23 protein-coding genes, 3 tRNA genes and 1 pseudogene are annotated in these 24,041 nt (G+C 68.4%); 16 read left to right on the top strand and 11 right to left on the bottom strand.

Annotation, left to right across the window (positions count from 1 at the left end; all coding sequences use genetic code 11):
- Window positions 1-32: 32 nt before the first annotated feature.
- From rph to AC07RM_RS32715, 3 genes are all read right to left on the bottom strand, one after another.
- Window positions 33-764 (bottom strand): ribonuclease PH, encoded by a 732-nt coding sequence (rph, locus tag AC07RM_RS32705; RefSeq protein ID WP_431510329.1) that lies wholly within the window; start codon window positions 762-764, stop codon window positions 33-35.
- A gap of 67 nt (window positions 765-831) precedes the next feature.
- The gene (locus AC07RM_RS32710) at window positions 832-1,743 is read right to left on the bottom strand and encodes a PP2C family protein-serine/threonine phosphatase (protein WP_093341139.1); all 912 of its coding nucleotides are present in this window, start codon (window positions 1,741-1,743) and stop codon (window positions 832-834) included.
- A gap of 49 nt (window positions 1,744-1,792) precedes the next feature.
- Window positions 1,793-2,800 (bottom strand): serine/threonine protein kinase, encoded by a 1,008-nt coding sequence (locus tag AC07RM_RS32715; RefSeq protein WP_093341141.1) that lies wholly within the window; start codon window positions 2,798-2,800, stop codon window positions 1,793-1,795.
- Between the two features lie 91 nt (window positions 2,801-2,891).
- Between AC07RM_RS32715 and AC07RM_RS32720 the strand changes: the two genes are divergently transcribed.
- The 4 genes from AC07RM_RS32720 (at window position 2,892) to AC07RM_RS32735 (ending at window position 7,041) form a co-directional block, all read left to right on the top strand.
- Window positions 2,892-3,815, top strand: coding sequence for a YicC/YloC family endoribonuclease (locus AC07RM_RS32720; protein ID WP_495337128.1), 924 nt, complete (start codon window positions 2,892-2,894; stop codon window positions 3,813-3,815).
- A 20-nt stretch (window positions 3,816-3,835) separates the two neighbouring features.
- Window positions 3,836-4,456: a guanylate kinase gene (gmk, locus tag AC07RM_RS32725; RefSeq protein WP_057595158.1), complete on the top strand. Its 621-nt coding sequence runs from the start codon at window positions 3,836-3,838 to the stop codon at window positions 4,454-4,456.
- Between the two features lie 30 nt (window positions 4,457-4,486).
- Entirely contained in the window at window positions 4,487-4,690 is a 204-nt protein-coding gene (gene rpoZ, locus AC07RM_RS32730; RefSeq protein WP_057595157.1) for a DNA-directed RNA polymerase subunit omega, read from the top strand.
- A gap of 95 nt (window positions 4,691-4,785) precedes the next feature.
- Window positions 4,786-7,041 (top strand): RelA/SpoT family protein, encoded by a 2,256-nt coding sequence (locus AC07RM_RS32735; protein WP_296785316.1) that lies wholly within the window; start codon window positions 4,786-4,788, stop codon window positions 7,039-7,041.
- 27 nt (window positions 7,042-7,068) lie between these two features.
- Here AC07RM_RS32735 and greB read toward each other — a convergent pair whose 3' ends face one another.
- The 4 genes from greB to hrcA all read right to left on the bottom strand — a co-directional run bounded on the left by greB (window position 7,069) and on the right by hrcA (window position 9,021).
- Window positions 7,069-7,644 (bottom strand): transcription elongation factor GreB, encoded by a 576-nt coding sequence (gene greB, locus AC07RM_RS32740; protein ID WP_495337129.1) that lies wholly within the window; start codon window positions 7,642-7,644, stop codon window positions 7,069-7,071.
- A gap of 106 nt (window positions 7,645-7,750) precedes the next feature.
- Window positions 7,751-7,827 (bottom strand) — tRNA-Arg (locus AC07RM_RS32745).
- A gap of 70 nt (window positions 7,828-7,897) precedes the next feature.
- Window positions 7,898-7,974: transfer RNA gene (locus AC07RM_RS32750), tRNA-Ile, on the bottom strand.
- Window positions 7,975-8,013: 39 nt separating this feature from the next.
- Complete coding sequence (gene hrcA, locus AC07RM_RS32755) at window positions 8,014-9,021, bottom strand: heat-inducible transcriptional repressor HrcA (protein ID WP_093341149.1); 1,008 nt, start codon at window positions 9,019-9,021, stop codon at window positions 8,014-8,016.
- Window positions 9,022-9,051: 30 nt separating this feature from the next.
- On the opposite strand from hrcA, the gene AC07RM_RS32760 reads away from it, so the two are divergent.
- Genes AC07RM_RS32760 through rapZ form a run of 3 tightly spaced genes read left to right on the top strand, consistent with a single transcriptional unit; the run spans window position 9,052 to window position 12,554 of the window.
- Window positions 9,052-9,960, top strand: coding sequence for an NAD kinase (locus AC07RM_RS32760; RefSeq protein WP_093341151.1), 909 nt, complete (start codon window positions 9,052-9,054; stop codon window positions 9,958-9,960).
- Between the two features lies 1 nt (window position 9,961).
- Complete coding sequence (gene recN, locus AC07RM_RS32765; protein WP_490875828.1) at window positions 9,962-11,647, top strand: DNA repair protein RecN; 1,686 nt, start codon at window positions 9,962-9,964, stop codon at window positions 11,645-11,647.
- Between the two features lie 31 nt (window positions 11,648-11,678).
- Window positions 11,679-12,554, top strand: a complete 876-nt coding sequence (gene rapZ, locus AC07RM_RS32770) for an RNase adapter RapZ (protein WP_495337130.1) — start codon at window positions 11,679-11,681, stop codon at window positions 12,552-12,554.
- A gap of 25 nt (window positions 12,555-12,579) precedes the next feature.
- Here rapZ and mutY read toward each other — a convergent pair whose 3' ends face one another.
- The 3 genes from mutY to mutM form a co-directional block, all read right to left on the bottom strand.
- Complete coding sequence (gene mutY, locus AC07RM_RS32775) at window positions 12,580-13,620, bottom strand: A/G-specific adenine glycosylase (RefSeq protein WP_495337136.1); 1,041 nt, start codon at window positions 13,618-13,620, stop codon at window positions 12,580-12,582.
- Window positions 13,621-13,690: 70 nt separating this feature from the next.
- The gene (locus tag AC07RM_RS32780) at window positions 13,691-15,658 is read right to left on the bottom strand and encodes a dynamin family protein (protein ID WP_093341154.1); all 1,968 of its coding nucleotides are present in this window, start codon (window positions 15,656-15,658) and stop codon (window positions 13,691-13,693) included.
- Between the two features lie 109 nt (window positions 15,659-15,767).
- A complete protein-coding gene (gene mutM, locus AC07RM_RS32785; RefSeq protein ID WP_093341156.1) occupies window positions 15,768-16,577 on the bottom strand; it encodes a bifunctional DNA-formamidopyrimidine glycosylase/DNA-(apurinic or apyrimidinic site) lyase in 810 nt (269 codons plus the stop codon).
- 71 nt (window positions 16,578-16,648) lie between these two features.
- Between mutM and AC07RM_RS32790 the strand changes: the two genes are divergently transcribed.
- The 8 genes from AC07RM_RS32790 (at window position 16,649) to AC07RM_RS32825 (ending at window position 23,352) form a co-directional block, all read left to right on the top strand.
- A complete protein-coding gene (locus tag AC07RM_RS32790; protein WP_431510334.1) occupies window positions 16,649-18,550 on the top strand; it encodes a tetratricopeptide repeat protein in 1,902 nt (633 codons plus the stop codon).
- Between the two features lies 1 nt (window position 18,551).
- Entirely contained in the window at window positions 18,552-19,094 is a 543-nt protein-coding gene (locus AC07RM_RS32795) for a lipoprotein insertase outer membrane protein LolB (protein WP_495337131.1), read from the top strand.
- Window positions 19,091-19,981, top strand: coding sequence for a 4-(cytidine 5'-diphospho)-2-C-methyl-D-erythritol kinase (gene ispE, locus AC07RM_RS32800; RefSeq protein WP_495337132.1), 891 nt, complete (start codon window positions 19,091-19,093; stop codon window positions 19,979-19,981). Before AC07RM_RS32795 ends, ispE begins: the two co-directional genes overlap by 4 nt.
- A gap of 72 nt (window positions 19,982-20,053) precedes the next feature.
- Window positions 20,054-20,130, top strand: a tRNA-Gln gene (locus AC07RM_RS32805).
- A gap of 174 nt (window positions 20,131-20,304) precedes the next feature.
- A complete protein-coding gene (locus AC07RM_RS32810; RefSeq protein WP_093341162.1) occupies window positions 20,305-21,279 on the top strand; it encodes a ribose-phosphate pyrophosphokinase in 975 nt (324 codons plus the stop codon).
- A gap of 135 nt (window positions 21,280-21,414) precedes the next feature.
- Window positions 21,415-22,059 carry a 50S ribosomal protein L25/general stress protein Ctc gene (locus AC07RM_RS32815; RefSeq protein ID WP_093341163.1) on the top strand — a complete coding sequence of 215 codons (645 nt, stop codon included), beginning with the start codon at window positions 21,415-21,417 and terminating at the stop codon, window positions 22,057-22,059.
- A gap of 84 nt (window positions 22,060-22,143) precedes the next feature.
- The gene (pth, locus tag AC07RM_RS32820; protein ID WP_495337133.1) at window positions 22,144-22,776 is read left to right on the top strand and encodes an aminoacyl-tRNA hydrolase; all 633 of its coding nucleotides are present in this window, start codon (window positions 22,144-22,146) and stop codon (window positions 22,774-22,776) included.
- A 96-nt stretch (window positions 22,777-22,872) separates the two neighbouring features.
- The gene (locus tag AC07RM_RS32825) at window positions 22,873-23,352 is read left to right on the top strand and encodes a hypothetical protein (RefSeq protein ID WP_495337134.1); all 480 of its coding nucleotides are present in this window, start codon (window positions 22,873-22,875) and stop codon (window positions 23,350-23,352) included.
- Here the strand turns inward: AC07RM_RS32825 and AC07RM_RS32830 are convergent.
- The gene (locus AC07RM_RS32830) at window positions 23,338-23,631 is read right to left on the bottom strand and encodes a YfhL family 4Fe-4S dicluster ferredoxin (protein ID WP_495337135.1); all 294 of its coding nucleotides are present in this window, start codon (window positions 23,629-23,631) and stop codon (window positions 23,338-23,340) included. The two genes, AC07RM_RS32825 and AC07RM_RS32830, sit on opposite strands and share 15 nt — an antisense overlap.
- Window positions 23,632-23,748: 117 nt before the next feature.
- Here AC07RM_RS32830 and AC07RM_RS32835 point away from each other — a divergent pair.
- Window positions 23,749-24,041 (top strand): annotated as a pseudogene (locus AC07RM_RS32835) (ABC transporter permease); the annotation flags it as partial.

Below are 24,041 nucleotides of genomic sequence, written 5' to 3' on the forward strand. Positions count from 1 at the left end.
GGCGGCCTTCTGCGGGCCGCGGTTCATGGCTGCTACTTCGACTGCAGGGCCTGCTGTTGCAGGACGACGAGTTCGCCGATGCCCTTTTCGGCCAGGCCCAGCAGCAGGTTCATCTCCTCGCGCGTGAAGGCCACGCCCTCGGCGGTGCCCTGCACTTCGACGAAGTGGCCGGCGCCGGTCATGACGACGTTCATGTCGGTGTCGCAGGCGGAGTCCTCGGTGTACTCGAGGTCGAGCAGCGGCGTGCCGCCGACGATGCCCACCGAGATGGCGGCGACATGGCCCTTGATCGGCGAAGCGGACAGCGTGCCGGCGGCGATCAGCTTGTTGACGGCATCCTGCGCGGCGACGAAGGCACCGGTGATGGCGGCGGTGCGGGTGCCGCCGTCGGCCTGCAGCACGTCGCAGTCGAGGTGGATGGTGCGTTCGCCGAGCGCGGCGAGGTCGAACACGGCGCGCATCGAGCGGCCGATGAGGCGCTGGATCTCCTGCGTGCGGCCGGTCTGCTTGCCCTTGGCGGCCTCGCGGCTGCTGCGGGTGTGGGTGGCGCGCGGCAGCATGCCGTATTCGGCCGTGACCCAGCCTTCGCCGCTGCCCTTCTTGTGCGGCGGCACCTTCTCCTCGACCGAGGCGGTGCACAGCACGCGGGTCTGGCCGAACTCGATCAGCACCGAGCCCTCGGCGTGGATGGTGAAGCCGCGCGTGATGCGCACGGGGCGCAACTGGTCGGCGGCGCGGCCGCCGCTACGGGTGAAAGCTGTCATGGTCTGATGAGGAAGAAAGGAAGGGAAAAACACAGGCGCGCCCTCGAACGGGAAGGCGCGGAACGATTCAGGTCTTGCGGGCCGCCGAACGCCGGATGGCTTCGTTGATCTCGGCGATGGAACGCTCGATGGCGTCCTCGTCGAGGTCCTCGATCTCGTCGTCGGCGAGCATGCCGGCCTGGATGGTCGAGGCGAACACGCCGTCGCTGATGCTGTCGGTGGAGATGCCGGGCTCCTCGCCGGGCGCGTCGGGCATTTCCCACTCGAGCGCGATCAGCGTCACGTTGTCGCTGTGCGAACCGCCCTTGCGCAGCGCCATCTCGGCGAGGTCGGGCGCGGCATCGGACACGGGCTTGCCGGACGACAGGGTGTGCACGATCAGCGCATCGTCGAGCACGCCCCAGACGCCGTCGGAGCACAGCATGATGCGGTCGCCGCGCTGCAGCGCGAGCGGGGCCGACACGTCGAACAACGGCGTGGTGGGCGAGCCCAGGCAGGTGAGCAGCAGGTTGCGGTTGGCGGGCGAGGACTCGGACACGCCGCGGTGGCGCGGGCGCTCGGCATGCGAATGGTCGAGCGTGCGCACCAGCAGGCGGCCGTCGCGCACGACGTACAGGCGCGAATCGCCGCAATGCATCCAGGTGGCCATGCCGGCCTGCAGCACGGCCGCGACGACGGTGGTGCGCGGCGTGTCGAGCATCGCCTTGCTGCTGGCGTAACGCATGATCTGCTGGTGCGCGGCCATCGCCGATTCGGCGAGAAAGGCCTTGGGGTCCTTCACCATCGGGCGCGCCTCGCGCTGGTAGAGCGCGGCCACGGTCTGCAGCGCGATCTGCGCGGCCACCTCGCCCTCGGGATGGCCGCCCATGCCGTCGGCCAGCACGAACAGGCCCGATTCGCGCGTGTAGCAGTAGCCCATGCGGTCTTCGTTCTTGAGGCGGCCGCCCTTGCGGCTGACCTGGAAGACGGAGAACTTCATGGCCGCGCCTCCAGGCGGGCAAGGATCGAGGAGGCGATGCGCTGCGTCGTCATGCCGGGCGGGTCGTCGGTGCCGCCGCGCGGGGCGCGCTCTTCTTGTCGAAGGAGCGGATGTTGTCGATCGAGAGGCGGACCTTCTCGCCCACCGTGAGCTTGGTGTAGCGGCGCTCGCCCTCGCGGCTGAGCTCCTTCTGCAGCGCGAACACGGACTGTGGGCGCGAGAGCGGATCGAGCGACATGCACCACTCGACCACCTCGATGAGGTTGTCGGAATAGACGCCGCGCAGGCGCGACAGCGAGAGGCTCAGGCGGTCCTTCTCGATGCGGCGCGGCGCGTCGTTGGGCGGATAGCCCTGCATGCAGGCGTAGATGCAGGCGCCGATCGCGTAGATGTCGGTCCAGGGGCCCATCGAGGAATCGCGGCGGTACATCTCGGGCGCGGCGAAGCCGGGCGTGTACATCGGGCGGATGAAGATGCCTTCCTTGCTGAGCACTTCGCGCGCTGCGCCGAAGTCGATCAGCACGGCCCGGTCGTCGTCGGTGACGAAGATGTTGGCGGGCTTGATGTCGAGGTGCAGCATCTTGTACTGGTGCACGATGCGCAGGCCACGCAGGATCTCGTCGAACAGCGAGCGGATGGTCGATTCGCGGAACACCTTCTGCCGCTTGAGGTCGCGCGCGGTGACCACGAAGTCCTGCAGGGTCGCGCCCTCCAGATAGTTCATGACCATGTAGACGGTCTCGTTCTCGCGGAAGAAGTTGAGCACGCTGACCACCGAGGCATGCGAGATCTGCGCGAGCGAGCGGCCTTCCTCGAAGAAGCTCTTGAGACCCAGGCGGTACAGCGAGAGCTTCTCGGCCGGCACCTGCGGGGCGAGTTCGCCGGGGCCGCGGGTAGCGAGCGAAGAAGGGAGATACTCCTTGACCGCGACCTGCTGGCCGCTGGGATCGATGGCCAGGTACACCACCCCGAAACCGCCCGCCGACAACCTGCGAACGATGCGGTAGCCACCGATGATCGTATCGGGCAGCAGAGGTGACGGCTTGACCTTTGACATAATCCGGGAGTTTCGCCCGAAGGCGATGGTGCGGCAAGCGAACGCCGTGCCGGTGCCTCGGTGAATGCAAGCAGAACCACAGAGAGGCGCAATGCCAGTTTACAGCATGACCGGCTATGCCAGCGGCCAGAACGGCCCCTCGGGCAGCCACGCCGAAACCGACGCGCGGCCCCTGGCCGCGGGCCGGCTCGGGGTCGAAATCCGCTCGGTCAACAGCCGCTTTCTCGACCTCACCTTCAAGCTCCCCGAAGAGCTGCGCCAGCACGAGACCGCCCTGCGCGAACTGCTGACCGGCCGCCTCAAGCGCGGCAAGGTCGAACTGCGCGCGGCCATCGAAACCAATGCCCAGGGCGGCGTGGCGGAGCCTTCCGTCAAGCTGCTGCAACGGCTCAACGGCGTGCAGGACGGCATCAAGGCCTGGCTGCCCGGCGCGCGCGAACTCAGCGTGGCCGACGTGCTGCGGCTGGCCGGCAGCGACAGTACGCCGCGCGGCGACTGGGGCGCCGACCTGCTCGAGGTGGCCGGCAAGGCGCTCGAGGCGCTGGTGTCGGCCCGCCAGCGCGAAGGCGCGCGGCTGGCCAAGATGCTCGAGGCGCACCTGGGACAGCTGCGCGAGCTGGTCGCGCAGGCCGGACCGCTGGTGCCGCAGCTGGTCGAACAGCAGCGCACCCGTTTTCTCGAGCGCTGGCAGGAGGCCATGGGCCTGGGCGCCAACGGCGGCGGCACGCTGCCCGAGGCGGCGCAGGACCGCGCACTGACCGAGGCGACCGCGTTCGCGATCCGCATCGACGTGGCCGAGGAGCTGACGCGGCTGAACTCGCACCTCGACGAGATCGAGCGGCTGCTCAAGAAGGGCGGCGAGATCGGCAAGCGGCTCGACTTCCTGATCCAGGAGCTGCATCGCGAGGCCAACACGCTGGGCTCCAAGTCGGCGGCGCTGGAACTCACGCGCATCGGCGTGGACATGAAGGTGCTGATCGAGCAGATGCGCGAGCAGGTCCAGAACATCGAGTGAGCGAGCGAGTGAAGGAAAGCATGGACTATCCCGGCAACATCTTCGTGGTTGCGGCACCGAGCGGGGCCGGCAAGTCGAGCCTCGTGAAGGCCCTGATGGAGCTCGACTCGGCGGTGCAGCCCTCCGTGTCGCACACGACGCGCTCGCCGCGCGGGCAGGAAAAGCACGGCCGCGAATACTTCTTCGCCTCGACCTCGGAGTTCGACGCCATGGTGGCCTCGGACGCCTTCGTCGAATGGGCCCACGTGCACGGGCAGCGCTACGGCACCTCCAAGAAGGCGATCGAGGAACGGATCGCCCAGGGCGCCGACGTGATCCTCGAAATCGACTTTCAGGGCGCCCTGCAGATCCGCAAGGCCTTCGCGAACGCGGTGATGATCTTCATCCTGCCGCCGAGCTGGGAAGAGCTGCGCTCGCGGCTGGAACGCCGGGGCGAGGACAGCGCCGCGGTCATCGAACTGCGGCTGCAGAACGCCGCCGAAGAGATGGCGCAGGCCGGGAAATTCGATTTCGTTATAATCAACGAGTTATTTGAGCGCGCACTGTTCGATCTCAAGGCGATCGTCCACGCTCAGCGGCTCCGGTATTCCGCGCAGCGACGCGCGCGTGCCGACACTTTCGCCGCCTTGAACATCCCCTGATTCCACGCTCACCGACCGAAAGATTCCATCATGGCCCGCATCACCGTCGAAGACTGCCTGCAGCAGATCCCCAACCGCTTCCAGCTCGTGCTCGCCGCGACCTACCGCGCGCGCATGCTGAGCCAGGGCCATGCCCCGAAGATCGAAAGCAAGAACAAGCCAGCCGTGACCGCGCTGCGCGAGATCGCCGAAGGCAAGATCGGCCTGGAAATGCTCAAGAAGGTTCCCGGCTGATCGCTGACGCAGGCTTGCAACGGAAAAGCACCGCGACGCGGTGCTTTTTTTACGCCTGATCACGTCCACACAGCGGTCACGCTAAAGTGATAGCCATGAGCGCGGTCGCAAAATCTCAGTCCCATGCCCCTGCGGGCACGCCGAAGCCGAGCCCGGCGGCGCTGAATGCGGCCGCCGCCAGCTTCGCGGCCCTGACGGCGCGGCTCGACTACCTGAGCCCCGAAGACACCGAACTGGTCCGCCGCGCCTACCGTTTTGCCGACGAGGCCCACCTGGGCCAGCTGCGCAACAGCGGCGAGCCCTACATCACCCACCCGATCGCCGTGGCGGCGCAATGCGCCGAATGGAAGCTCGACGCGCAGGCCCTGATGGCCGCCCTGCTGCACGACGCCATCGAGGACTGCGGCGTCACCAAGCCCGAGCTGATCGAGCGCTTCGGCGCGCCGGTGGCCGAACTGGTCGACGGCCTCACCAAGCTCGACAAGCTGCAGTTCAACACGCGCGAAGAGAACCAGGCCGAGTCCTTCCGCAAGATGCTGCTGGCGATGGCACGCGACGTGCGCGTCATCCTGGTCAAGCTGGCCGACCGCACGCACAACATGCGCACGCTGGCCGACGCGCCGCGCGAGAAATGGGCCCGGATCTCGCGCGAAACACTCGACATCTACGCCCCCATCGCGCACCGGCTCGGCCTCAACCAGACGTACCGCGAGTTACAGGAACTGTCGTTCCGGCACCTCAAACCGTGGCGCTATGCCACGCTGGCCAAGGCCGTGGCCAAGGCGCGCGGCCGCCGGCGCGACCTGATCCAGAAGGTGCAGCGCGAGGTCGAGACCGCCTTCGCCGCCGCCCACATGACGCTGCGGATCGCGGGGCGCGAGAAGACGCTCTATTCGATCTACCGCAAGATGGAGGAAAAGCACCTGAGCTTTGCCCAGGTGACCGACATCTACGGCTTCCGGCTGATCGTGCCGAACGTGATCGCCTGCTACACCGGCCTGGGCATCCTGCACCAGATGTACAAGCCGCTGCCGGGCAAGTTCAAGGACCACATCGCGATCGCCAAGCTCAACGGCTACCAGTCGCTGCACACCACGCTGGTGGGCCCGGCGGGCGTCAGCGTCGAATTCCAGCTGCGCACCGACGCCATGCACGTGGTGGCCGAATCGGGCGTGGCGGCGCACTGGCTCTACAAGGCCGCGGACCCGAGCACGGCCAGCAACGACCGCCTGGGCACCAAGTGGCTGCAGTCGCTGCTCGACATCCAGGACGAGACGCGCGACGCCGCGGAGTTCTGGGACCACGTCAAGGTCGACCTGTTCCCCGACGCCGTCTACGTCTTCACGCCCAAGAGCCAGATCATGGCGCTGCCGCGCGGCGCGACCGTGGTCGACTTCGCCTACGCGATCCACAGCAACATCGGCGACCACACCTCGGCCGCGCGCATCAACGGCGACCAGGTGCCGCTGCGCACCGAGCTCAAGAACGGCGACGTGGTCGAGGTGATCACCGCGCCGGTGTCCACACCCAACCCGGCCTGGCTCGGCTTCGTGCGGACCGGCCGTGCGCGCTCGAAGATCCGCCACTACCTCAAGACCCTGGCCCATGCCGAATCCGAAGGCCTGGGCGAGAAGCTGCTGGCGCAGGCCCTGCGCGCCGAAGGCCTGAGCAAGCTGCCCGAGGACGATGCGGAGCACCAGCCGCTGTGGGAAAAGCTGCTGCGCTTCACCGGCAACCGCACGCGCGCCGAGCTGCTGACCGACATCGGCCTGGGCAAGCGCATCGCGAGCATCGTGGCCAAGCGGCTGATGGCGCTCATGGCCGAGCTCGGCGAGCGTCCCGACGCGCTGCTGCTGAGCCGCGAGCGCTTCATCTCGCACGAAACCATCTCGCAGGGCGCCGTCACGCTCGACGGCAGCGAGAACTCCTCGGTGCGCTTCGCGCTGTGCTGCCGCCCGATCCCGGGCGACCCGATCGTGGGCTACCTCGGCCACGGCGAAGGCCTGGTGGTGCACACCGAGGCCTGCGGCGTGGGCCAGCGCCTGCGCCACAAGGACAGCGAACGCTTCTTCGCGGTCGAGTGGGCCGACGAACCGACGCGCGCCTTCGAAACCGGCGTGATCATCACCGTGCGCAACGACAAGGGCGTGCTGGCGCGCGTGGCCGCGACGCTGGCCGACGCCGAAGCCGACATCACCCACGTCGAGATGGCCGACGAGACGCCGCAGGATTCCACCGATCTGCGCTTCGTGATCGCGGTACGCGACCGCTCGCATCTGGACGCGGTGCTGCGCTCGGTGCGCCGGACCACCTCGGTGCTGTCCGCGGCGCGCACCGTTCCCGCGTCCTGAGTCCGCGCCGCGCCCGCGGCGCAGCCTCTATGCGGCGCCCGGCGCCGGCGCCGGATAGACGACCGACAGCAGCTCGACCTCGTGCGTGCCGCCCGGCGTGACGAGCTTCACCACATCGCCCTCCCGCGCCTTCAGCAGCGCCCGCGCGATCGGTGAGATCCAGCTGACCTGCGACTGCGCGCTGTCGGCCTCGTCGATGCCGAGGATCGTCACGCTGCGCTCGTCGCCGTTCTCGTCCGCATAGCGCACCGTGGCGCCGAAGAAGACCTGGTCGCTGCCGTGGTGCACCGAGGGATCGGTCACCTCGGCGATCTCGAGGCGCTTGGTGAGGAAGCGGATGCGGCGGTCGATCTCGCGCAGCCGCTTCTTGCCGTAGAGGTAGTCGCCGTTCTCCGAGCGATCGCCATTCTTGGCGGCCCAGTGCACGGCCTCGACCACCTTGGGCCGCTCCTCGTCCATCAGCTGCAGCAGCTCGGTCCGCAGCCGCGCATAGCCGGCGGGGGTGATGTAGTTCTTGCCGCCCGCGGGCAGCGGCGGCATCGCGCCGTCCGCACCGTCGTCGTCCGCGTCGGAATCGGTTTCCTTGGTGAATGCCTTGTTCAAGCGACGCCTCCGGAGATCGAAGAGAAGCGTGGCGTCCGCCCTGCGCGGACGAGCCTCGTACCCAAAAGAAAAGGGTCAACTCGTTTCCGAGTTGACCCTTGAAGAGTGGTGCGGCTGGCAGGAATTGAACCCACGACCCCTTGGTTCGTAGCCAAGTACTCTATCCAACTGAGCTACAGCCGCACAGCTTGCTATCATAGCATGTATTTTTGAGGCCTTTTCGATCCGTCGAAACAAATCTCAAAAATACGGGTGGTAGGCCGTGATGGGCTTGAACCATCGACCAACGGATTATGAGTCCGCTGCTCTAACCAACTGAGCTAACGGCCCACGTGGGCTCGATTCTATTCGCGCCGAAAAGGCGCCTTGCTACTTGCGGTGGCTCAGCGCGTTGCTGACCAGCTTGGAAGTGATGTCGACGATCTGGATCATGCGCTCGTAGGGCATGCGCGTCGGGCCGATCACGCCGAGCGTGCCCACGACCTGGCCGTCGACCTCGTAGTTGGCGCTGACAATGGACAGCTCCTCGACCGGCACCACCTGGCTCTCGCCGCCGATGAAAATGCGCACGCCCTCGGCCTTGCTCGACACGTCGAGCAGCCGCATCAGCTGCGCCTTCTGCTCGAAGAGCTCGAAGGCGCGGCGCAACTGCCCCATGTCACTCGAGAAGTCGCTGACCGCGAGCAGGTTGCGCTCGCCCGAGATCACGACGTCGTCCTCCTGCGATTCGCTCAGCACGTCAGAACTGACCTTCACGGCCGCCTGCATCAGCGCCGCGATCTCGCCGCGCAGCGTGTCGACCTCGGACTGCAGCCGGTCGCGCACCTGCTCGATCGTCAGGCCCGCGTAGTGGGCGTTGATGTAGTTCGCGGCCTCGACCAGCTGCGACTGCGAATAGTCGGCCTCCGGAAATATCACGCGGTTCTGCACGTCGCCTTCGGGCGAGACGATGATCACCAGCAGCCGGCGGTCCGACAGGCGCAGGAACTCGATCTGCTTGAACACCGACGAGCGCCGTGGCGCCATCACCACGCCGACGAACTGCGAGAGGTTCGACAGCAGGTGCGCCGCGTTGGCGATCACGCGCTGCGGCTGGTCGGGCGCGAGGCTCGGCGCGGCCAGGTGCTCGCGCTGCGCGGTGAGCATGGTGTCGACGAAAAGCCTGTAGCCGCGCGCCGTGGGCACGCGGCCGGCCGAGGTGTGCGGACTGGCGATCAGCCCGAGCGACTCGAGGTCCGACATGACGTTGCGGATGGTCGCGGGCGAGAGGTCCAGGCCCGAGGAGCGCGAGAGCGTTCGCGAGCCGACAGGCTGGCCTTCGGCGATGTAGCGCTCGACGAGCGTCTTGAGCAGCAACTTGGCGCGGTCGTCCAGCATTGCAAGATTTTAGTGTTGTAATTTGTAGCCATGACCTCTCCCTTTCGTCACGTCGCGCTGATCGGCAAATACCAGGCTTCCGGAGCCCGGTGCGGCGAGCGCGACAGCGTGATGGAGGGCATCGCGAGTTTTCTCGAATCCCAGGGCTGCAAGGTCTACGTCGAACAGCCGCGCGGCGACGACGAACCGGCCCAGGCCCTGCCCACCGGCGACCGCTACGAAGCCCTCACGGTCGAGCAGATCGGCCAGCAGTGCGACCTCGGCCTGGTGGTCGGCGGCGACGGCACCATGCTCGGCATCGGCCGGCAGCTCGCGGCCTTCGGCATCCCGCTGATCGGCATCAACCGAGGCCGGCTCGGCTTCATCACCGACATCCCGCTCGACAACTTCCAGGCCACGCTGATCCCGATGCTGGCCGGCGAATACGAGGAAGACCACCGCAGCCTGATGCACGCGCAGGTGATGCGCGACGGCGCCGTGGTGTTCGATGCGCTCGCGATGAACGACGTGGTGGTCAACCGCGGCGCGACCTCGGGCATGGTCGAGCTGCGGGTATCGGTGGGCAAGCATTTCGTAGCCAACCAGCGCGCCGACGGCCTGATCATCGCGTCGCCCACGGGTTCGACGGCCTATGCGCTGTCGGCCGGCGGGCCGCTGCTGCATCCGGCGGTGCCGGGCTGGGTGCTGGTGCCGATCGCGCCGCACACGCTGTCGAACCGCCCGGTGCTGCTGCCCGACGCCGACGAGATCGTGATCGAGCTCGTGGGCGGGCGCGATGCCAGCGCGAATTTCGACATGCAATCGCTGGCCTCGCTCGCGATCGGCGACCGCGTGGTGGTGCGCCGCTCCGATTTCCGGGTGCGCTTCCTGCATCCGCGCGGCTGGAGCTATTTCGACACCCTGCGCAAGAAACTGCATTGGAACGAAGGAGGTTCCTGAGATGGCGCTCAGACGCATCGCACTGCGCGATTTCGTGATCGTGCGATCCCTGGAGATCGACCTGTCCGACGGCTTCACGGTGCTGACCGGCGAAACCGGCGCGGGCAAATCCATCCTGATCGACGCGCTGCAGCTCGCGCTCGGCAACCGTGCCGATGCGGGCGCGGTGCGCGAAGGCGCCGAGCGGCTCGACGTGAGCGCGGAGTTCGACAACGACCCGGCCTTCGTGGCCTGGCTCGACGAAGGCGGCTTCGAGGCGGGCGATGCCCTGCTGCTGCGCCGCACCGTCGACCTGCAGGGCCGCAGCCGCGGCTGGATCAACGGCAGCCCCGCCACCGCGACGCAGCTGCGCGACATCGGCGACCGGCTGCTCGACATCCATGGCCAGCACGCCTGGCAGAGCCTCACGCGGCCCGACGCGGTGCGCGGCCTGCTCGATGCCTACGCCGGCGTGCGCACCGATGCGCTCGACGCCGCCTGGCAGGGCTGGCGCCAGGCGCTGTCCGCGCTCGAGCGTGCGCGCGGCACGCAGGATTCGCTGCAGCGCGAGCGCGAACGGCTGCAGTGGCAGATCTCGGAGGTCGCGAAGCTCGCGCCCGGCGCCGACGAATGGGAAGAACTGTCGGGAAGCCACACGCGCATCTCGAACGCGCAGGCGCTGATCGACGCCGCCCAGGGCGCCAGCCACGCGCTCGAGGACGAGGACAACGGCGCGCTGGCCGCGCTCTCGCGCGCGGTCACGCTGCTGCAGAACTGCGAACACATCGAGCCCGAGTTCCGCGCGCTCGGCGAGGTGCTGTCCTCGAGCATCGCGCAGGCCGCCGACGCCGCGCACTCGCTGCACGGCTACCTGCGCGACGCCGACACCGACCCGCAGCGGCTGGCCGAACTCGACGAACGCATGAGCCTCTGGATGTCGCTGGCGCGCCGCTACAAGCGCCCACCGGCCGAACTGCCGGCGCTGCTGGCCGGCTGGCAGGCCGAGCTGCAGTCCCTCGACGCACAAAGCGACCTCGAAGGCCTGGAACGCGCCGAGCAGACGGCGCAGCAGGCTTACCTGAAGGAAGCCCGCGCGCTCGGCAAGCTGCGCAAGCAGGCCGCGCCCAAGCTGGCCCAGGCGGTCACGCAGGCGATGCAGGGTCTGGGCATGCAGGGCGGCCGCTTCGAGGTCGATCTGCAGCCGCTGGCCCAGCCGGGCAAGGCCGGCCTCGAGGAGATCGCCTTCCTGGTCGCCGGCCACACCGGCAGCACGCCGCGGCCGATCGGCAAGGTGGCCTCGGGCGGCGAGCTCTCGCGCATCGCGCTCGCGATCGCGGTCACCACCAGCCAGCTCGGCGCCGCCCAGACACTGATCTTCGACGAGGTCGATTCGGGCGTCGGCGGCGCGGTCGCCGAGACCGTGGGCCGGCTCATGAAGCAGCTGGGCCGCGACCGCCAGGTGCTCGCGGTCACCCACCTGCCCCAGGTGGCGGCCTGCGCCGACCACCACCTCGTGGTCGCCAAGCGGCAGACCGCGGGAACCACCGGCAAGGATGGTCCGCGCACCGAGAGCGGCGTGTCGCTGCTCGACGACGACAGCCGCGCGAACGAGATCGCGCGCATGCTGGGCGGCGAGAAGGTCTCGCAGACCTCGCTCGCCCACGCGCGCGAGATGCTGGGCCACAAGACGCCGGCGGCCACCTCATGAAGGCGGTGCGCCACGACCACGGGGCTGCGCGATGAGCCTCGACCTGGTGCTCATCACCGGCATGTCGGGCTCCGGCAAGTCGGTCGCGCTGCATGCGCTCGAGGACGCCGGCTACTACTGCGTCGACAACCTGCCGCCCGAGCTGCTCACGCCCTTCATCGCGCTGCAGCACGCGCAGAACGCGCAGCGCGTGGCGATCGCGATGGACGTGCGCAGCGGCGTCTCGCTGCCGATCGTTCCGCAGCAACTCGAGGCGCTGCGCAACGACGGCGTGTCGCTGCGCTCGCTGTTCCTCGACGCGACCACCGACGCGCTGCTGCGCCGATATTCGGAAACCCGGCGCCGCCATCCGCTGTCGAGCCAGGAAGGCCGCACCGACGTGCCCGACCAGCAGCGCGTGCTGGTGCAGGCCATCGAGCTCGAGCGCGAACTGCTGGCCGACCTGCGCGAAGGCGCCGACGTGATCGACACCAGCCTGATCCGGCCGGCGCAGCTGCAGAGCTACGTCAAGTCGCTGATCTCGGCGCCGCAGAGCCGCCTGACGCTGGTCTTCGAGTCCTTCGCGTTCAAGCGCGGCGTGCCGCTCGATGCCGATTTCGTGTTCGACGTGCGCATGCTGCCCAACCCGCACTACGTGCCCACGCTGCGGCCGCTGACGGGCCGCGACGCGCCGGTGGCCGACTGGCTGCGCGAGCACGACGACGTGGCACGCATGTACGAGGACATCGAGCAGTTCCTCACGCGCTGGCTCGATGCGCTCGCGCGCGACCACCGCAGCTACGTGACGGTGGCGATCGGCTGCACCGGCGGCCAGCACCGCTCGGTGTTCCTGGTCGAGCAGCTGGCGCGCAGCTTCGGCGCGCGCTGGGGCGCGCTCAAGCGGCACCGCGAACTCGACGCGAACTGAAGAAAAAAGGGCGAGGGGCCGGGCCTCAGCCCCCGGTGTTCTCGAGCAGCTTGCGCACCGGCGCGGGCAGCCCCAGGCCCAGCCATTCCGAGGCCTCGACCCAGCGCGCCGCATCGCCCTGCGGCGTTCCGCCATCGATGCGCACCGGATGCAGGTGCAGGTCCTTGTGGGTCAGCACGTGCACGAAGGGCGCGAGGTCCTCGCAGCGATCGCGTTCGGCCGCGGGCAGCGCGGCCAGCAGTTCGTCGCGCGAATCGAACACCGGCAGGCAGTGCAGGCCGGCCCAGATGCCCTTGGCGGGCCGCTTCTCGAGCCACACGCGCCCGCTCGCATCGCGCGCCAGCAGCACCCACAGCGACTGCGCCGTGCGCCGCAGCTTGCGCGTCTTGACCGGATAGCGCTCGGGCGAGCCTTCGCGCCGCGCCACGCAGCTGTCGTTGACCGGGCACAGCATGCAGCTCGGCTTGCGCGGCAGGCAGACGGTGGCGCCGAGGTCCATCTGCCCCTGCGTGTAGCTCGCGATCGCCTCGCGGTCGTCGGCCGGCGGCAGCAGCCGCGTCGCATGCTCCCAGAGCAGGCGCTCGCTGGCCGAGGAGGACAGGTCCTCGCCGAAGCCCAGCACCCGCGTCAGCACGCGCTTCACGTTGCCGTCGAGGATGGCGACGCGCTCGCCGAAGCAGAAGGCCGCGACGGCCGCGGCGGTGGAACGGCCGATGCCCGGCAAGGTCGCCAGCTCGGCGGCCGTCTGCGGGAAGCTGCCGCCGAAGCGCGCCATCACCTCCTGCGCGCAGCGGTGCATGTTGCGCGCGCGGCTGTAGTAGCCGAGGCCGCTCCAGAGCCCGAAGACCTCGTCCTCGGTGCCTTCGGCCAGCGCCCGCACGTCGGGAAAGCGCTCGAGGAAGCGCGCGAAATAGCCGAGCACGGTCGTGACCTGCGTCTGCTGCAGCATCACCTCGGACAGCCACACGCGGTAGGGATCGCGCGTGTTCTGCCACGGCAGCTCGCTGCGGCCATGGCTGCGCTGCCAGGCGACCACGCGCTCGGCGAAGTGCGCCGGGAGTTTCAAGGCGGCGGGCGCGGCAGCCTCGGGGCTGCGCTTGCGCGTGCGCGCGGCAACGGTCGCCGGCACGTCGTGCTCAGGCCGCGGCACGCAGCTCGCCGGCCGAGGCCGCCGTGGCGGACGGCTTGCCCTGCTGCGCGATCAGCGCGGTGAATTCGCTCAGGCGCTGCTGCAGCCCGGCCAGCGCGCTCTCCTGCGCCGCCAGTTCGAGCAGCCGCTCGTCGAGGCTGCCGGCCGCGTTCTGGATGCGCTCGATCGCCTCGATGCGCTTGCTGAAGTTGCGGCGGCGCTCCTTGAGCTGCGCATCGATCTGCGCGCTGGCGCCCTTGCTCCAGCGCTCGACCTCGGTCATGGCGGCCTCGTTCACCAAGCGCAGCCGGCTCGCGAGCGCGCGCACCAGCTTGTCGCAGAAGTCGGCCTGCGCGAGCTTGAGCATGTTGCCCACGCCCAGGTAGTGGATGTGGCTGCGCTCGATCTGGCTGAGCTCCTGCTCGAAGCCGCTGAGGTCGGGCTCGGCCGGCGCCTGCAGGGTGAAGCCCTGCTCGGCATTGAGCTGGCGGAAGGTGGCGTGCAGCATCGACTGGATCTCGGCCGTGGTCGCCTGCACCTCGCGCAGGTTGTTGCGCAGCGAATCGAAGGTCTCGCCGTACACCTTGCGCACGTTGAACTTGACGCCGGGGCGCTTGAGCGCGGCCGACAGCCGCACCATGTCGGCCTTGAGCGCCGTGCGGCCCAGCACCGCGTAGACCTCGCGCAGCAGCTTGCCCTGCACCGAGCGCAGCGCCAGGATGCGCGCGTTGCTGCCCTCGAACTCGTTCTGTTCCTGGTCGATGCGCGCGCGCATGTGCCGGATCACCGACACGTTCTTGCCGCGCAGCCCCTGCAGCTCGAGCGCCTGCTCGGCCAGGTCGCGCTGGCGCACCTTGAGGATGCGCTCGGCCTCGGTCCGCAGCGCGGCCATGCCGGCATCGACGGCCAGCCGCAGCATGGTCTCGCGCTTGCCGAGCACGCCCTGGCCCAGCAGGGCCTCGAGCGCGGGCAGGCGGCTGGCCTCGAGCAGCCGCGCATCGCGGTGCACCTTGGCCTGCAGGCCCTTCTGCGCCGACACCGGCAGCACCTGCGCGAGCGGCACATCGAGGTGCTTGGCGGCGACCTGGCGCTGCTGCTCGATCTGCTGCTCGATCTGCGCGTGGGTGCTCAGCGTGTCCCACAGGGTGTCGATCTTGTTGAGCACCACGAAGCGCGTGTCGCTGCCCTCGTTCTCGGTCACGAGGTGCTCGCGCCAGATCGACAGGTCGGAGCGGGTGACGCCGGTTTCGGCGCCGAGGATGAAGACCACCGCGTGCGCCTGCGGGATCAGGCTCACCGTCAGCTCGGGTTCGGCGCCGATCGCGTTGAGGCCCGGGGTGTCGAGGATCACCAGCCCCTGCTCGAGCAGCGGATGCGGCATGTTTAGCACGGCATGGCGCCAGCGCGGGATCTCGACCCGGCCCTCGGCGTCCTGCACCGGGTTGTCGTCGGGCGTTTCCTCGTTCCAGAAGCCCAGCGCGCGCGCCTCGTCCTGCGAGACCCAGCGCACCTCGGCCACCTTGGCCATGGCCTGGGCCAGCCGTTCGGCATCGCCGACGTCGATCGCGATCTCGGTCCAGCGCGCGGGCTGGTCGCGCCAGTAGGCGAGCGAATGCGGTTCGAGGCGGGTTTCGATCGGCAGCAGGCGCAGCTTGGGCGCCAGCATGGCGTCGTAGCCGAGCTCGGTCGGGCACATGGTGGTGCGGCCCGCGCTCGCCGGCATGATGCGCCGCCCGTAGCCGGCGAAGAAGATCGCGTTGATCAGCTCCGACTTGCCGCGCGAGAACTCCGCGACGAAGGCCACCATGACCTTGCTGGTGCGGATCTGCGATTCGAGCCCGCGCAGCCGCTCGGCCACCGCCTGGTCGAGCAGCTCGTTCTCGGTCAGCCAGCGGGACAGCCACTGCAAGCGGTGGGCGAAATTGCTCCGCCACGCACCGTGCTGGTCGAGTTGTTGGTTGAAGGAGCGGCTCAAGGTGGAAATGTAAAAACTTTCTTACAAATATAACATCGCAATCTGAAAACCGGGTGACCGGTACGCATTGACCTCCGGCCGTGCTGCGGCACTGCGACCGATCATCGGACTACTTCTGGCACACCGGACAGAAATAGGTCGAGCGCTGCCCCTGGCGCAGCAGCCGGATCGGCGTGCCGCAGACCCTGCACGGTTCGCCGGCACGGCCGTAGACCGTGGCCTCGAGCTGGAAGTAGCCGTTCTGGCCGTCGATGGAAAAGTCGCGCAGGGTGCTGCCGCCCTTCTCGACCGCCCGCGCCAGGATCTCCTTGACCGCGGCATGCAGCCGCGCGGCGCGCGGCCGGCTGATGCGCGCGGCCGACAGCGTGGGACGGATGCCGGCCTGGAACAGTGCCTCCGAGGCATAGATGTTGCCCACGCCCACCACCACGTCGCCCGCGAGCAGCACCTGCTTGATCGCGGTGCGGCGCTTGCGCAGGCCGGCATGGAAGGCATCGAGGTCGAAGGCCTCGCCCAGCGGCTCCATGCCGAGCCCGCCAAGCAACTTGATCGCCCAGGGCGCGGCCTCGTCGTCGACGTAGACCACGGCGCCGAAGCGGCGCGGATCGTTGAGCCGCAGCGTGCCGCGGTCGGTGACCAGGTCGAAGTGATCGTGCACGCCGGGCTCGGGCAAGGCGGCATCGAAGCGCAGGCTGCCCGACATGCCCAGGTGCAGCAGCAGCAAGCCCACGTCGAGATCGATCAGGAGGTATTTGCCGCGCCGGCGCACCTCGCGCACGCGGCGGCCCACGAGCAGCTCGGGTGCCACCATCAGCGCCCAGCGCAACGGCTTGCCGATGCGCACCGCATCGATGCGCGCGCCGGCGATGCGGTCCGCGATTCCGCGCCGCGTGACTTCGACTTCGGGTAGCTCAGGCATGGGGCTCCAACAACTGCAGGACACGAAGCCCCACGCGGTGCTCGTTCAAATGCATGGATTATTATGGTTCGATGATTCCATCGCCCCGCCGACACCGCCTTGCGGCGGCCGCGTCACTCGTGCTCCTGGCCTGCGCCGCCCACGTTCACGCGCAGTCCTCCGACCCCGCCGCGCCGGACAGCCCGGCTCCCATCATCGAACGCAGTGCGCCGCCCAAGCCGGCAACGCCGGCGAGCCCGCAGCCCGCCAAGCCGCCCGCGCGGACGGCGCCCGCGAAGCCCGCTGCGGCGGCCGCCGCGGCCGATCCCGCGCCGCAGCCTTCGGCCCTGAGCGCCGACATGTTCTACGAGATCCTCATGGGCGAGCTCAGCGCGCGCTCGGGCGATCCCGGTTCGGGCTACCAGTACGTGCTCGATGCGGCGCGCAGGCTGCGCGACGGCAAGCTGTTCCAGCGCGCGATCGAGATCGCGCTGCAGTCGCGCTCGGGCGATGCGGCCCTCGCCGCGGCACGTGCCTGGCAGGACACGGTGCCCAACTCGCGCGACGCGCGCCGTTTCGAGCTGCAGATCCTGATCCTGCTCAACCGCATCGGCGACACGACCGAACTGCTGCGCGCCGAGATCGCGGCCAGCCCGCAGGTCGAGCGGCCGCTGCTGATGGCCGTGATCGCGCGCAACTACTCGCGCGCCACCGACAAGAAGCTCGCCGCCTCGGTGGTCGAGCAGGCGCTGGTCGACGAATTCAAGAATCCCGCGACGGCGGGCATGGCCTGGGCCACGGTGGGCCGGCTGCGCCTCAATGCCGGCGACAACTCGGGTGCGCTCGAGGCCGCGCGCAAGGGCCAGCAGGCCGACCCGGCCTCCGATGCGCCCCCGGCGCTCGCGCTCGAACTCATCGATCCGGGCCAGCCGCTGGCCGAACCGATCGTCACGCGCTACCTGGCCGGCAATCCGAAGGCTTCGCCCGAGCTGCGCGTGGCCTATTCGCGCGTGCTGGTCGAGAACCGCCGCTACGCCGAGGCCTCGAGCCAGCTGCAATCGCTGACCGTCGCGCGCCCCGAGCTCGCCGAACCCTGGCTGCTGCTCGGCAGCCTGCAGGCCCAGGCACGCCAGGACGCCGCGGCCGAGACTTCGCTCAAGCGCTACCTCGAGCTGGCCAGCAGCCAGCCGGCCGCCGCCGCGCAGGCCGAGGCCGGCGATCGCAACCGCGGCGTGACGCAGGCCTACCTGCTGCTGTCGCAACTGGCCGAGCGGCGCAAGGACTTCACCGGCGCCGAGCGCTGGCTCGCGCGCATCGACAACACCGACGACCTGGTGATCGCGCAGACCCGCCGTGCCGGCCTGCTGGCGCGCCAGGGCAAGCTGCCGCAGGCACGCGAACTCGTGCGCGGCCTGCCCGAGCGCACGCCCGAGGACAAGAAGCAGAAGTTCCTGGCCGAGGTGCAGCTGCTGCGCGACGCCAAGCAGTTCCAGGCCGCCTACGACATGCTGGCCCAGGCCTCGGCCGCCGCGCCCGACGACACCGACCTCGTCTACGACCAGGCCATGATGGCCGAGAAGCTCGACCGCCTCGACGAGATGGAGCGTCTGCTGCGCCGGCTGATGCAGCTCAAGCCCGAGAACCAGAACGCCTACAACGCGCTCGGCTACTCGTTCGCCGATCGCAAGATCCGGCTCGAGGAAGCCCGCACGCTGATCCAGAAGGCCGTGCAGCTCGCGCCGGAAGACCCGTTCATCGCCGACAGCCTGGGCTGGGTCGAGTTCAGACTCGGCAACACGGCCGAGGCCATCCGCATCCTCGAGGCCGCCTACAAGACGCGCCCCGATCCGGAGATCGGCGCCCACTTCGGCGAAGTGCTGTGGTCCATCGGCCAGAAGGACCGCGCGGTCACGATCTGGAAGGAAGCGCTGCTGAGCGACGCCGACAACGAAACCCTGCAGGAAACGCTCAAGCGCCTGCGGGTCAAGCCCTGAGATGGCGGCGCTCGTGGCTTCCGGCGGCGCGCGGCCCGATGGCGGCCGGCGCCTGCTGCTGACGGCAATCGCTACTTTTTCCATAGCGGGATGCGCGCAGCTCACGGGCGGCTCGAAGGCCTCCGTGCCGCGCGCGACGAATGCCTGGAGCGGCCGCATGTCGCTGCGCGTGGACAGCGAACCGGTGCAGACCTTCTCGGCGCTGTTCGAACTGCGCGGCTCGCCCGAGACCGGCGAGCTCTCGCTCACCACGCCGATCGGCAGCACGCTGGCCCAGTTGCACTGGTCGCCCGGCGAAGCCCTGCTCAAGAACGGCAGCGACACGCGGCGCTACGCCTCGCTCGATGCGCTGATCGAGGCCGCCACCGGCGCCGCGATCCCGGTCGCCGCGCTGTTCGGCTGGCTCGAGGGCCGCAACGACCCCGTGCCCGGCTGGCGAGCCGACCTCGGCCAGCTCGCGAGCGGCCGGCTGCAGGCGCAGCGCGAGACACCGGCACCGCGGGCCGACCTGCGCATCGTGTTCGAGCGCATGCCGGCGTCATGAAGGCGATCTACGACCTTCCCGCGCCGGCCAAGCTCAACCTCTTCCTCCACGTCACCGGCCGGCGCGACGACGGCTACCACCTGCTGCAGTCGGTCTTCATGCTGATCGACTGGTGCGACACGCTCCACGTCGAACTGCGCGGCGACGGCCAGCTGAGCCGCGAGGACCTGACCGTGCCGCTGCCGGCCGACGACCTCGTGCTGCGCGCCGCGCGCGCGCTGCAGGCCCATGCGGCGCCGGGCCAGGGCGCGCACATCGGCGTCGCGAAACACGTGCCCTCGCAGGCCGGCATGGGCGGCGGCTCTTCCGATGCCGCGACCTGCCTGCTGGCGCTCAACCGGCTCTGGAACCTGCGGCTGCCGCTCGCGGAGCTCGCGCGCATCGGCCTGTCGCTGGGCGCCGACGTGCCTTTCTTCCTCTCGGGCCACAACGCCTGGGTCGAAGGCATCGGCGAAAAAATCCGCCCGATCGAACTGCCGTCGGCACGCTTCGTTGTGGTCAAACCACCCGAGGGACTCGATACCCGTTTAATTTTTTCTGCGGATGATCTGCAACGGGCAAGTCCTGTTGCTATAATCACGGGCTTTGCTGCAGTACGCGAACAGCACGCAGATCAAAACCTCTTGAGCCTCGGCGAGGAAGTTTTCGATTTCGGCCACAACGACCTGCAGCCGGTTGCCCAACGGCTCTGTCCCACGATCACCGACGCCATCGATTGGCTCGGCGCTCGAGGATTGAATGCCAGGATGACCGGCTCCGGAAGTTCGGTGTTCGCCAGAATGCAGCAGGAACCGCAGAACGCGGAACTGCTTTCGGGCCCCACGGGCTGGCAGGTTCGCCAATGCGACAATCTGGCCGCTCATCCACTTCGAGGTTGGGCAGCCTGAAAAACTGATCGGAGCGCCCAGGCGTTTCGATGCGACATATATCGGTAGGCGGTGCAAGCCGTCGACCTGTGTAGGGGAGTCGCCAAGCTGGTTAAGGCACTGGATTTTGATTCCAGCATGCAAAGGTTCGAATCCTTTCTCCCCTGCCAAACCTTTCAGAAACTACGGCCCGCGGGCCGTAGTTTCTTTTTGACGCCGCGGTCCCTGGACCCGGCACTTCGTTTGCGGCCGACCCGCTGCAATAATCGGCGGCCCCAGGGTCGCCAAGACTCGTAACTCTTTGGCGGCTTTCCCAAGCCAAATCGCTCAGCCGGGACGCGCTCATGCAGGCTCACCATCCTGATTTCATGGTTTTCACCGGCAATGCCAATCCGGGCCTTGCTGCAGAAATCGCGAGCAACCTGGGCACCACCCTCGGTGCCGCCCGCGTCGGTCGCTTCTCCGACGGTGAAGTCACCGTCGAGATCAACCAGAACGTGCGGGCACGCGATGTGTTCGTGGTGCAGTCCACCTGCGCCCCGACCAACGAGAACCTGATGGAACTGCTGATCATGGTCGACGCGCTCAAGCGCGCCTCGGCCGAACGCATCAGCGCCGTGATTCCCTATTTCGGCTATGCCCGCCAGGACCGCCGCCCGCGCTCGAGCCGCGTGCCGATCTCGGCCAAGGTCGTGGCCAACCTGCTGGAAACCGTGGGCGTCGAGCGCGTGCTCACGATGGACCTGCACGCCGACCAGATCCAGGGCTTCTTCGACATCCCGGTCGACAACATCTACGCCTCGCCGGTGCTGCTGGGCGACCTGCGCGCCAAGAACTACGAAGACCTGATCGTGGTCTCGCCCGACGTCGGTGGCGTGGTCCGTGCCCGCGCACTGGCCAAGCAACTGAACTGCGACCTCGCCATCATCGACAAGCGCCGCCCCAAGGCCAACGTCAGCGAAGTCATGAACGTGATCGGCGAGATCGACGGCCGCAACTGCGTGATCATGGACGACATGATCGACACCGCCGGCACGCTGGTCAAAGCGGCCGAAGTGCTGAAGGAACGCGGCGCCAAGAGCGTCTACGCCTACTGCACGCACCCGATCTTCTCGGGCCCCGCGATCGAGCGCCTCAGCAAGGGCACGGCCCTCGACGAAGTGGTCGTGACCAACACCATTCCCCTTTCCGACAGCGCCAACGGCTGCGGAAAGATCCGCCAGCTCTCCGTGGCACCGCTGATCGCCGAGACGATCCAGCGCATTGCCAAGGGCGAGTCGGTGATGAGTTTGTTCTCGGACCAGGACAATCTCTTCTGAGATTGCGCTCCTGCCGTTCGGGCAAAAAGCCGGCTTCCCTGATCGGAAAGTCATTTTGAAACCGGCGCCGCACTGGTCGCGGTCGGCGCTCAAGAAGCGAAATGGCCGTCGTGCCTTCGCTCCAAGGAGTTAACTATGAAATTCGTCGCTTTCGAGCGCGCCAAGCAGGGCACGGGTGCGAGCCGCCGTCTCCGCATCTCGGGCAAGACGCCCGGCATCGTCTACGGTGGCGAAGGCCAGCCGCAACTGATCGAGCTCGATCACAACGCGCTGTGGCACGCCCTCAAGAAGGAAGCCTTCCACGCCTCCGTCCTCGAGATGGAACTCGGCGGCAGCGTGAGCAAGGTGCTGCTGCGTGACGTGCAGTACCACCCGTTCCGCCAGCTGGTCCAGCACATCGACTTCCAACGCGTCGATGCCAAGACCCGCCTGCACATGAAGGTGCCGCTGCACTTCAAGGGCGAGGAAGAGTCCGATGCCGTCAAGCTCGACCACAACCTCGTGAACCACGTGCTGACCGAACTCGAAGTGAGCTGCCTGCCCAGCGACCTGCCCGAGTTCATCGAAGTCGACCTCTCGACGCTGAAGAAGAACGCCACGCTGCACGTCAACGACATCAAGCTGCCCAAGGGCGTGAAGTTCGTGAGCCACGGCAAGACCAACCCGGTCGTGGTCTCGGCCGTGCCGCCGCTGGTCGCCGAAGAGCCGGCACCTGCTGCCGAAGGCGCTGCCGAAGCTGCACCCGCAGCGGCTCCCGCCAAGAAGTCCGGCAAGAAGTAATTCTTCTCGGCTTCGCGCTGCAAACCAAAAGGCCCGCCTCGCGCGGGCCTTTTGCATTGCGCGACCGCCCGATAATCCCGCCCCATGATCAAACTGTTCGTCGGCCTCGGCAATCCCGGGCCTGAATACGAAGCCACGCGGCACAACGCCGGCTTCTGGTGGATCGACGCCCTCGCGCGCGACTGGAAACTCAACCTCGTGCCCGAGCGCAGCTACCACGGCCTCGCGGCGCGCGCGAACATCGGCGGCCAGAGCATCTGGCTGCTCGAGCCGCAGACCTTCATGAACCTTTCGGGCAAGTCGGTCGCGGCGCTCGCGCGCTTCTTCAAGATCGCGCCCGGGGAAATCCTCGTGGCGCACGACGAGCTCGATGTGGTGCCCGGCCAGGCCAAGCTCAAGTTCGGCGGCAGCCATGCGGGCCACAACGGCCTGCGCGACATCCATGCGCAACTCGGCACCGGCGACTACTGGCGGCTGCGCCTGGGCATCGGCCATCCCGGCGTGAAGTCGGAGGTGATCAACTGGGTGCTCAAGAAGCCGCTGAAGGAACAACGCGACGCGATCGACGATGCGATCGTGCGCAGCCTGCATGCCCTGCCCGCGCTGCTCGCGGGCGAAATGGAAAAGGCCACGGCCACCATCCACACGAGCAAACCGCCCCGGCCCAAACCGCCGCGGCGCGAGCCTGGCGACGGCAGCGCGCCCGCCGCACCCTAGCCAGCGTTCATCGCGGGAAGCGCCGACAGAGCGCGAAGCAAGAGGGAGAGAAGAACGATGTCGACAACGAAGGAGAGAACGAGAAGAACGCACGGCATGCGCCGGACCATCGTCGCGAGCGCGATGGCCATCGGCGCCTGCGCGCTGTCGAGCGCATTCGCGCAGCAGCCGGGCACGTCGACCTGGCGCTGCGGCAACAGCTACAGCGACCGCCCCTGCGCAGGCGGAACGACGGTGAAAGTGGACGACGCGCGCAGCGACGACGACCGCCAGGCCGCCGACGAGGCCACGCGGCGCAACGCGAAGCTCGCCGACCGGCTCGAACGCACGCGGCTGTCCGAGGAGAAGCAGGCGCATCAGCGCGACCAACGCGCCGCGCAGGATGCCCAGCGCGCTGCCCTCGCGCAACGCAGGCTCGAAACCCAGGAGCGCCTGGAGAAGGCCAGGGCCACGAAGCTCGCGGCCGAGCCGCGCAAGGCCACGGCCAGTTACGGGGAGAGACCGGGATCGAAGCCCGAGGAGGAAGGCGGCGCGAAGAAGAAACGCCGCAAGCCCGCGGCCTCAGACGCCGGTTGAGGGTGGGAACGGAGGCTGCGGTGCCGCGGCCTTCGTTGCCGTGAGACGCTGGTACTTCTGCAGCAGCGTCTCGCGGCTTTCCACGTGGTCCGGATGGATCGGGATGCAGGCCACGGGGCAGATCTGCACGCACTGCGGCTCATCGAAGTGGCCCACGCATTCGGTGCACTTGTGCGGATCGATCTCGTAGATCGCCTCGCCCATGTAGATCGCATCGTTCGGGCACTCCGGCTCGCAGACATCGCAGTTGATGCATTCGTCGGTGATCATGAGGGCCATGCCGCGATTATCCCAGGCGGCGGAGTCCCCGGCGGCAACGTGGGAGAGCCATCCCCTCGGGGATCCGGTGCTACGGCACGCTTGTTGCAGTTGTCGGGTTATGCTGCGCCCCGCCCCATGAGCCTCTTCTTAATCAAGCGCCTTGCCACGCTGATCGGCACGCTGATCGGCGCCTCCATCATCGTCTTCCTCGTCCTGGAGATCCTGCCCGGCAACGCCGCGCAGATGCTCATGGGCCCGGATGCCGCCCCCGAAGCCGTCGCCGCCCTGGCCACCAAGCTCGGCCTCGACCAACCCGCCTGGACCCGCTACTGGCACTGGATCGCAGGTCTCCTCACCGGCGACCTCGGCGACTCCTACGCCTACAGCTCCCCCGTGCTCGACCTCATCCTCGAGCGCCTCGCACTCAC

The sequence above is a fragment of the Variovorax sp. GW821-FHT09B05 genome (genome assembly GCF_059418265.1).

Bases quoted from the DNA above. Each gene is read 5' to 3' on its own strand.
- AC07RM_RS32735 (WP_296785316.1), top strand. From the start codon at position 4,786: ATGAGCGCGGTCGCAAAATCTCAGTCCCATGCCCCTGCGGGCACGCCG.
- AC07RM_RS32760 (WP_093341151.1), top strand. From the start codon at position 9,052: ATGACCTCTCCCTTTCGTCACGTCGCGCTGATCGGCAAATACCAGGCT.
- AC07RM_RS32815 (WP_093341163.1), top strand. From the start codon at position 21,415: ATGAAATTCGTCGCTTTCGAGCGCGCCAAGCAGGGCACGGGTGCGAGC.
- recN (WP_490875828.1), top strand. From the start codon at position 9,962: ATGGCGCTCAGACGCATCGCACTGCGCGATTTCGTGATCGTGCGATCC.
- AC07RM_RS32795 (WP_495337131.1), top strand. From the start codon at position 18,552: ATGGCGGCGCTCGTGGCTTCCGGCGGCGCGCGGCCCGATGGCGGCCGG.
- AC07RM_RS32825 (WP_495337134.1), top strand. From the start codon at position 22,873: ATGCGCCGGACCATCGTCGCGAGCGCGATGGCCATCGGCGCCTGCGCG.
- rapZ (WP_495337130.1), top strand. From the start codon at position 11,679: ATGAGCCTCGACCTGGTGCTCATCACCGGCATGTCGGGCTCCGGCAAG.
- AC07RM_RS32715 (WP_093341141.1), bottom strand. From the start codon at position 2,800: ATGTCAAAGGTCAAGCCGTCACCTCTGCTGCCCGATACGATCATCGGT.
- rph (WP_431510329.1), bottom strand. From the start codon at position 764: ATGACAGCTTTCACCCGTAGCGGCGGCCGCGCCGCCGACCAGTTGCGC.
- AC07RM_RS32720 (WP_495337128.1), top strand. From the start codon at position 2,892: ATGCCAGTTTACAGCATGACCGGCTATGCCAGCGGCCAGAACGGCCCC.
- AC07RM_RS32810 (WP_093341162.1), top strand. From the start codon at position 20,305: ATGCAGGCTCACCATCCTGATTTCATGGTTTTCACCGGCAATGCCAAT.
- rpoZ (WP_057595157.1), top strand. From the start codon at position 4,487: ATGGCCCGCATCACCGTCGAAGACTGCCTGCAGCAGATCCCCAACCGC.
- AC07RM_RS32790 (WP_431510334.1), top strand. From the start codon at position 16,649: ATGATTCCATCGCCCCGCCGACACCGCCTTGCGGCGGCCGCGTCACTC.
- gmk (WP_057595158.1), top strand. From the start codon at position 3,836: ATGGACTATCCCGGCAACATCTTCGTGGTTGCGGCACCGAGCGGGGCC.
- AC07RM_RS32830 (WP_495337135.1), bottom strand. From the start codon at position 23,631: ATGGCCCTCATGATCACCGACGAATGCATCAACTGCGATGTCTGCGAG.
- hrcA (WP_093341149.1), bottom strand. From the start codon at position 9,021: ATGCTGGACGACCGCGCCAAGTTGCTGCTCAAGACGCTCGTCGAGCGC.
- AC07RM_RS32710 (WP_093341139.1), bottom strand. From the start codon at position 1,743: ATGAAGTTCTCCGTCTTCCAGGTCAGCCGCAAGGGCGGCCGCCTCAAG.
- ispE (WP_495337132.1), top strand. From the start codon at position 19,091: ATGAAGGCGATCTACGACCTTCCCGCGCCGGCCAAGCTCAACCTCTTC.
- pth (WP_495337133.1), top strand. From the start codon at position 22,144: ATGATCAAACTGTTCGTCGGCCTCGGCAATCCCGGGCCTGAATACGAA.
- mutM (WP_093341156.1), bottom strand. From the start codon at position 16,577: ATGCCTGAGCTACCCGAAGTCGAAGTCACGCGGCGCGGAATCGCGGAC.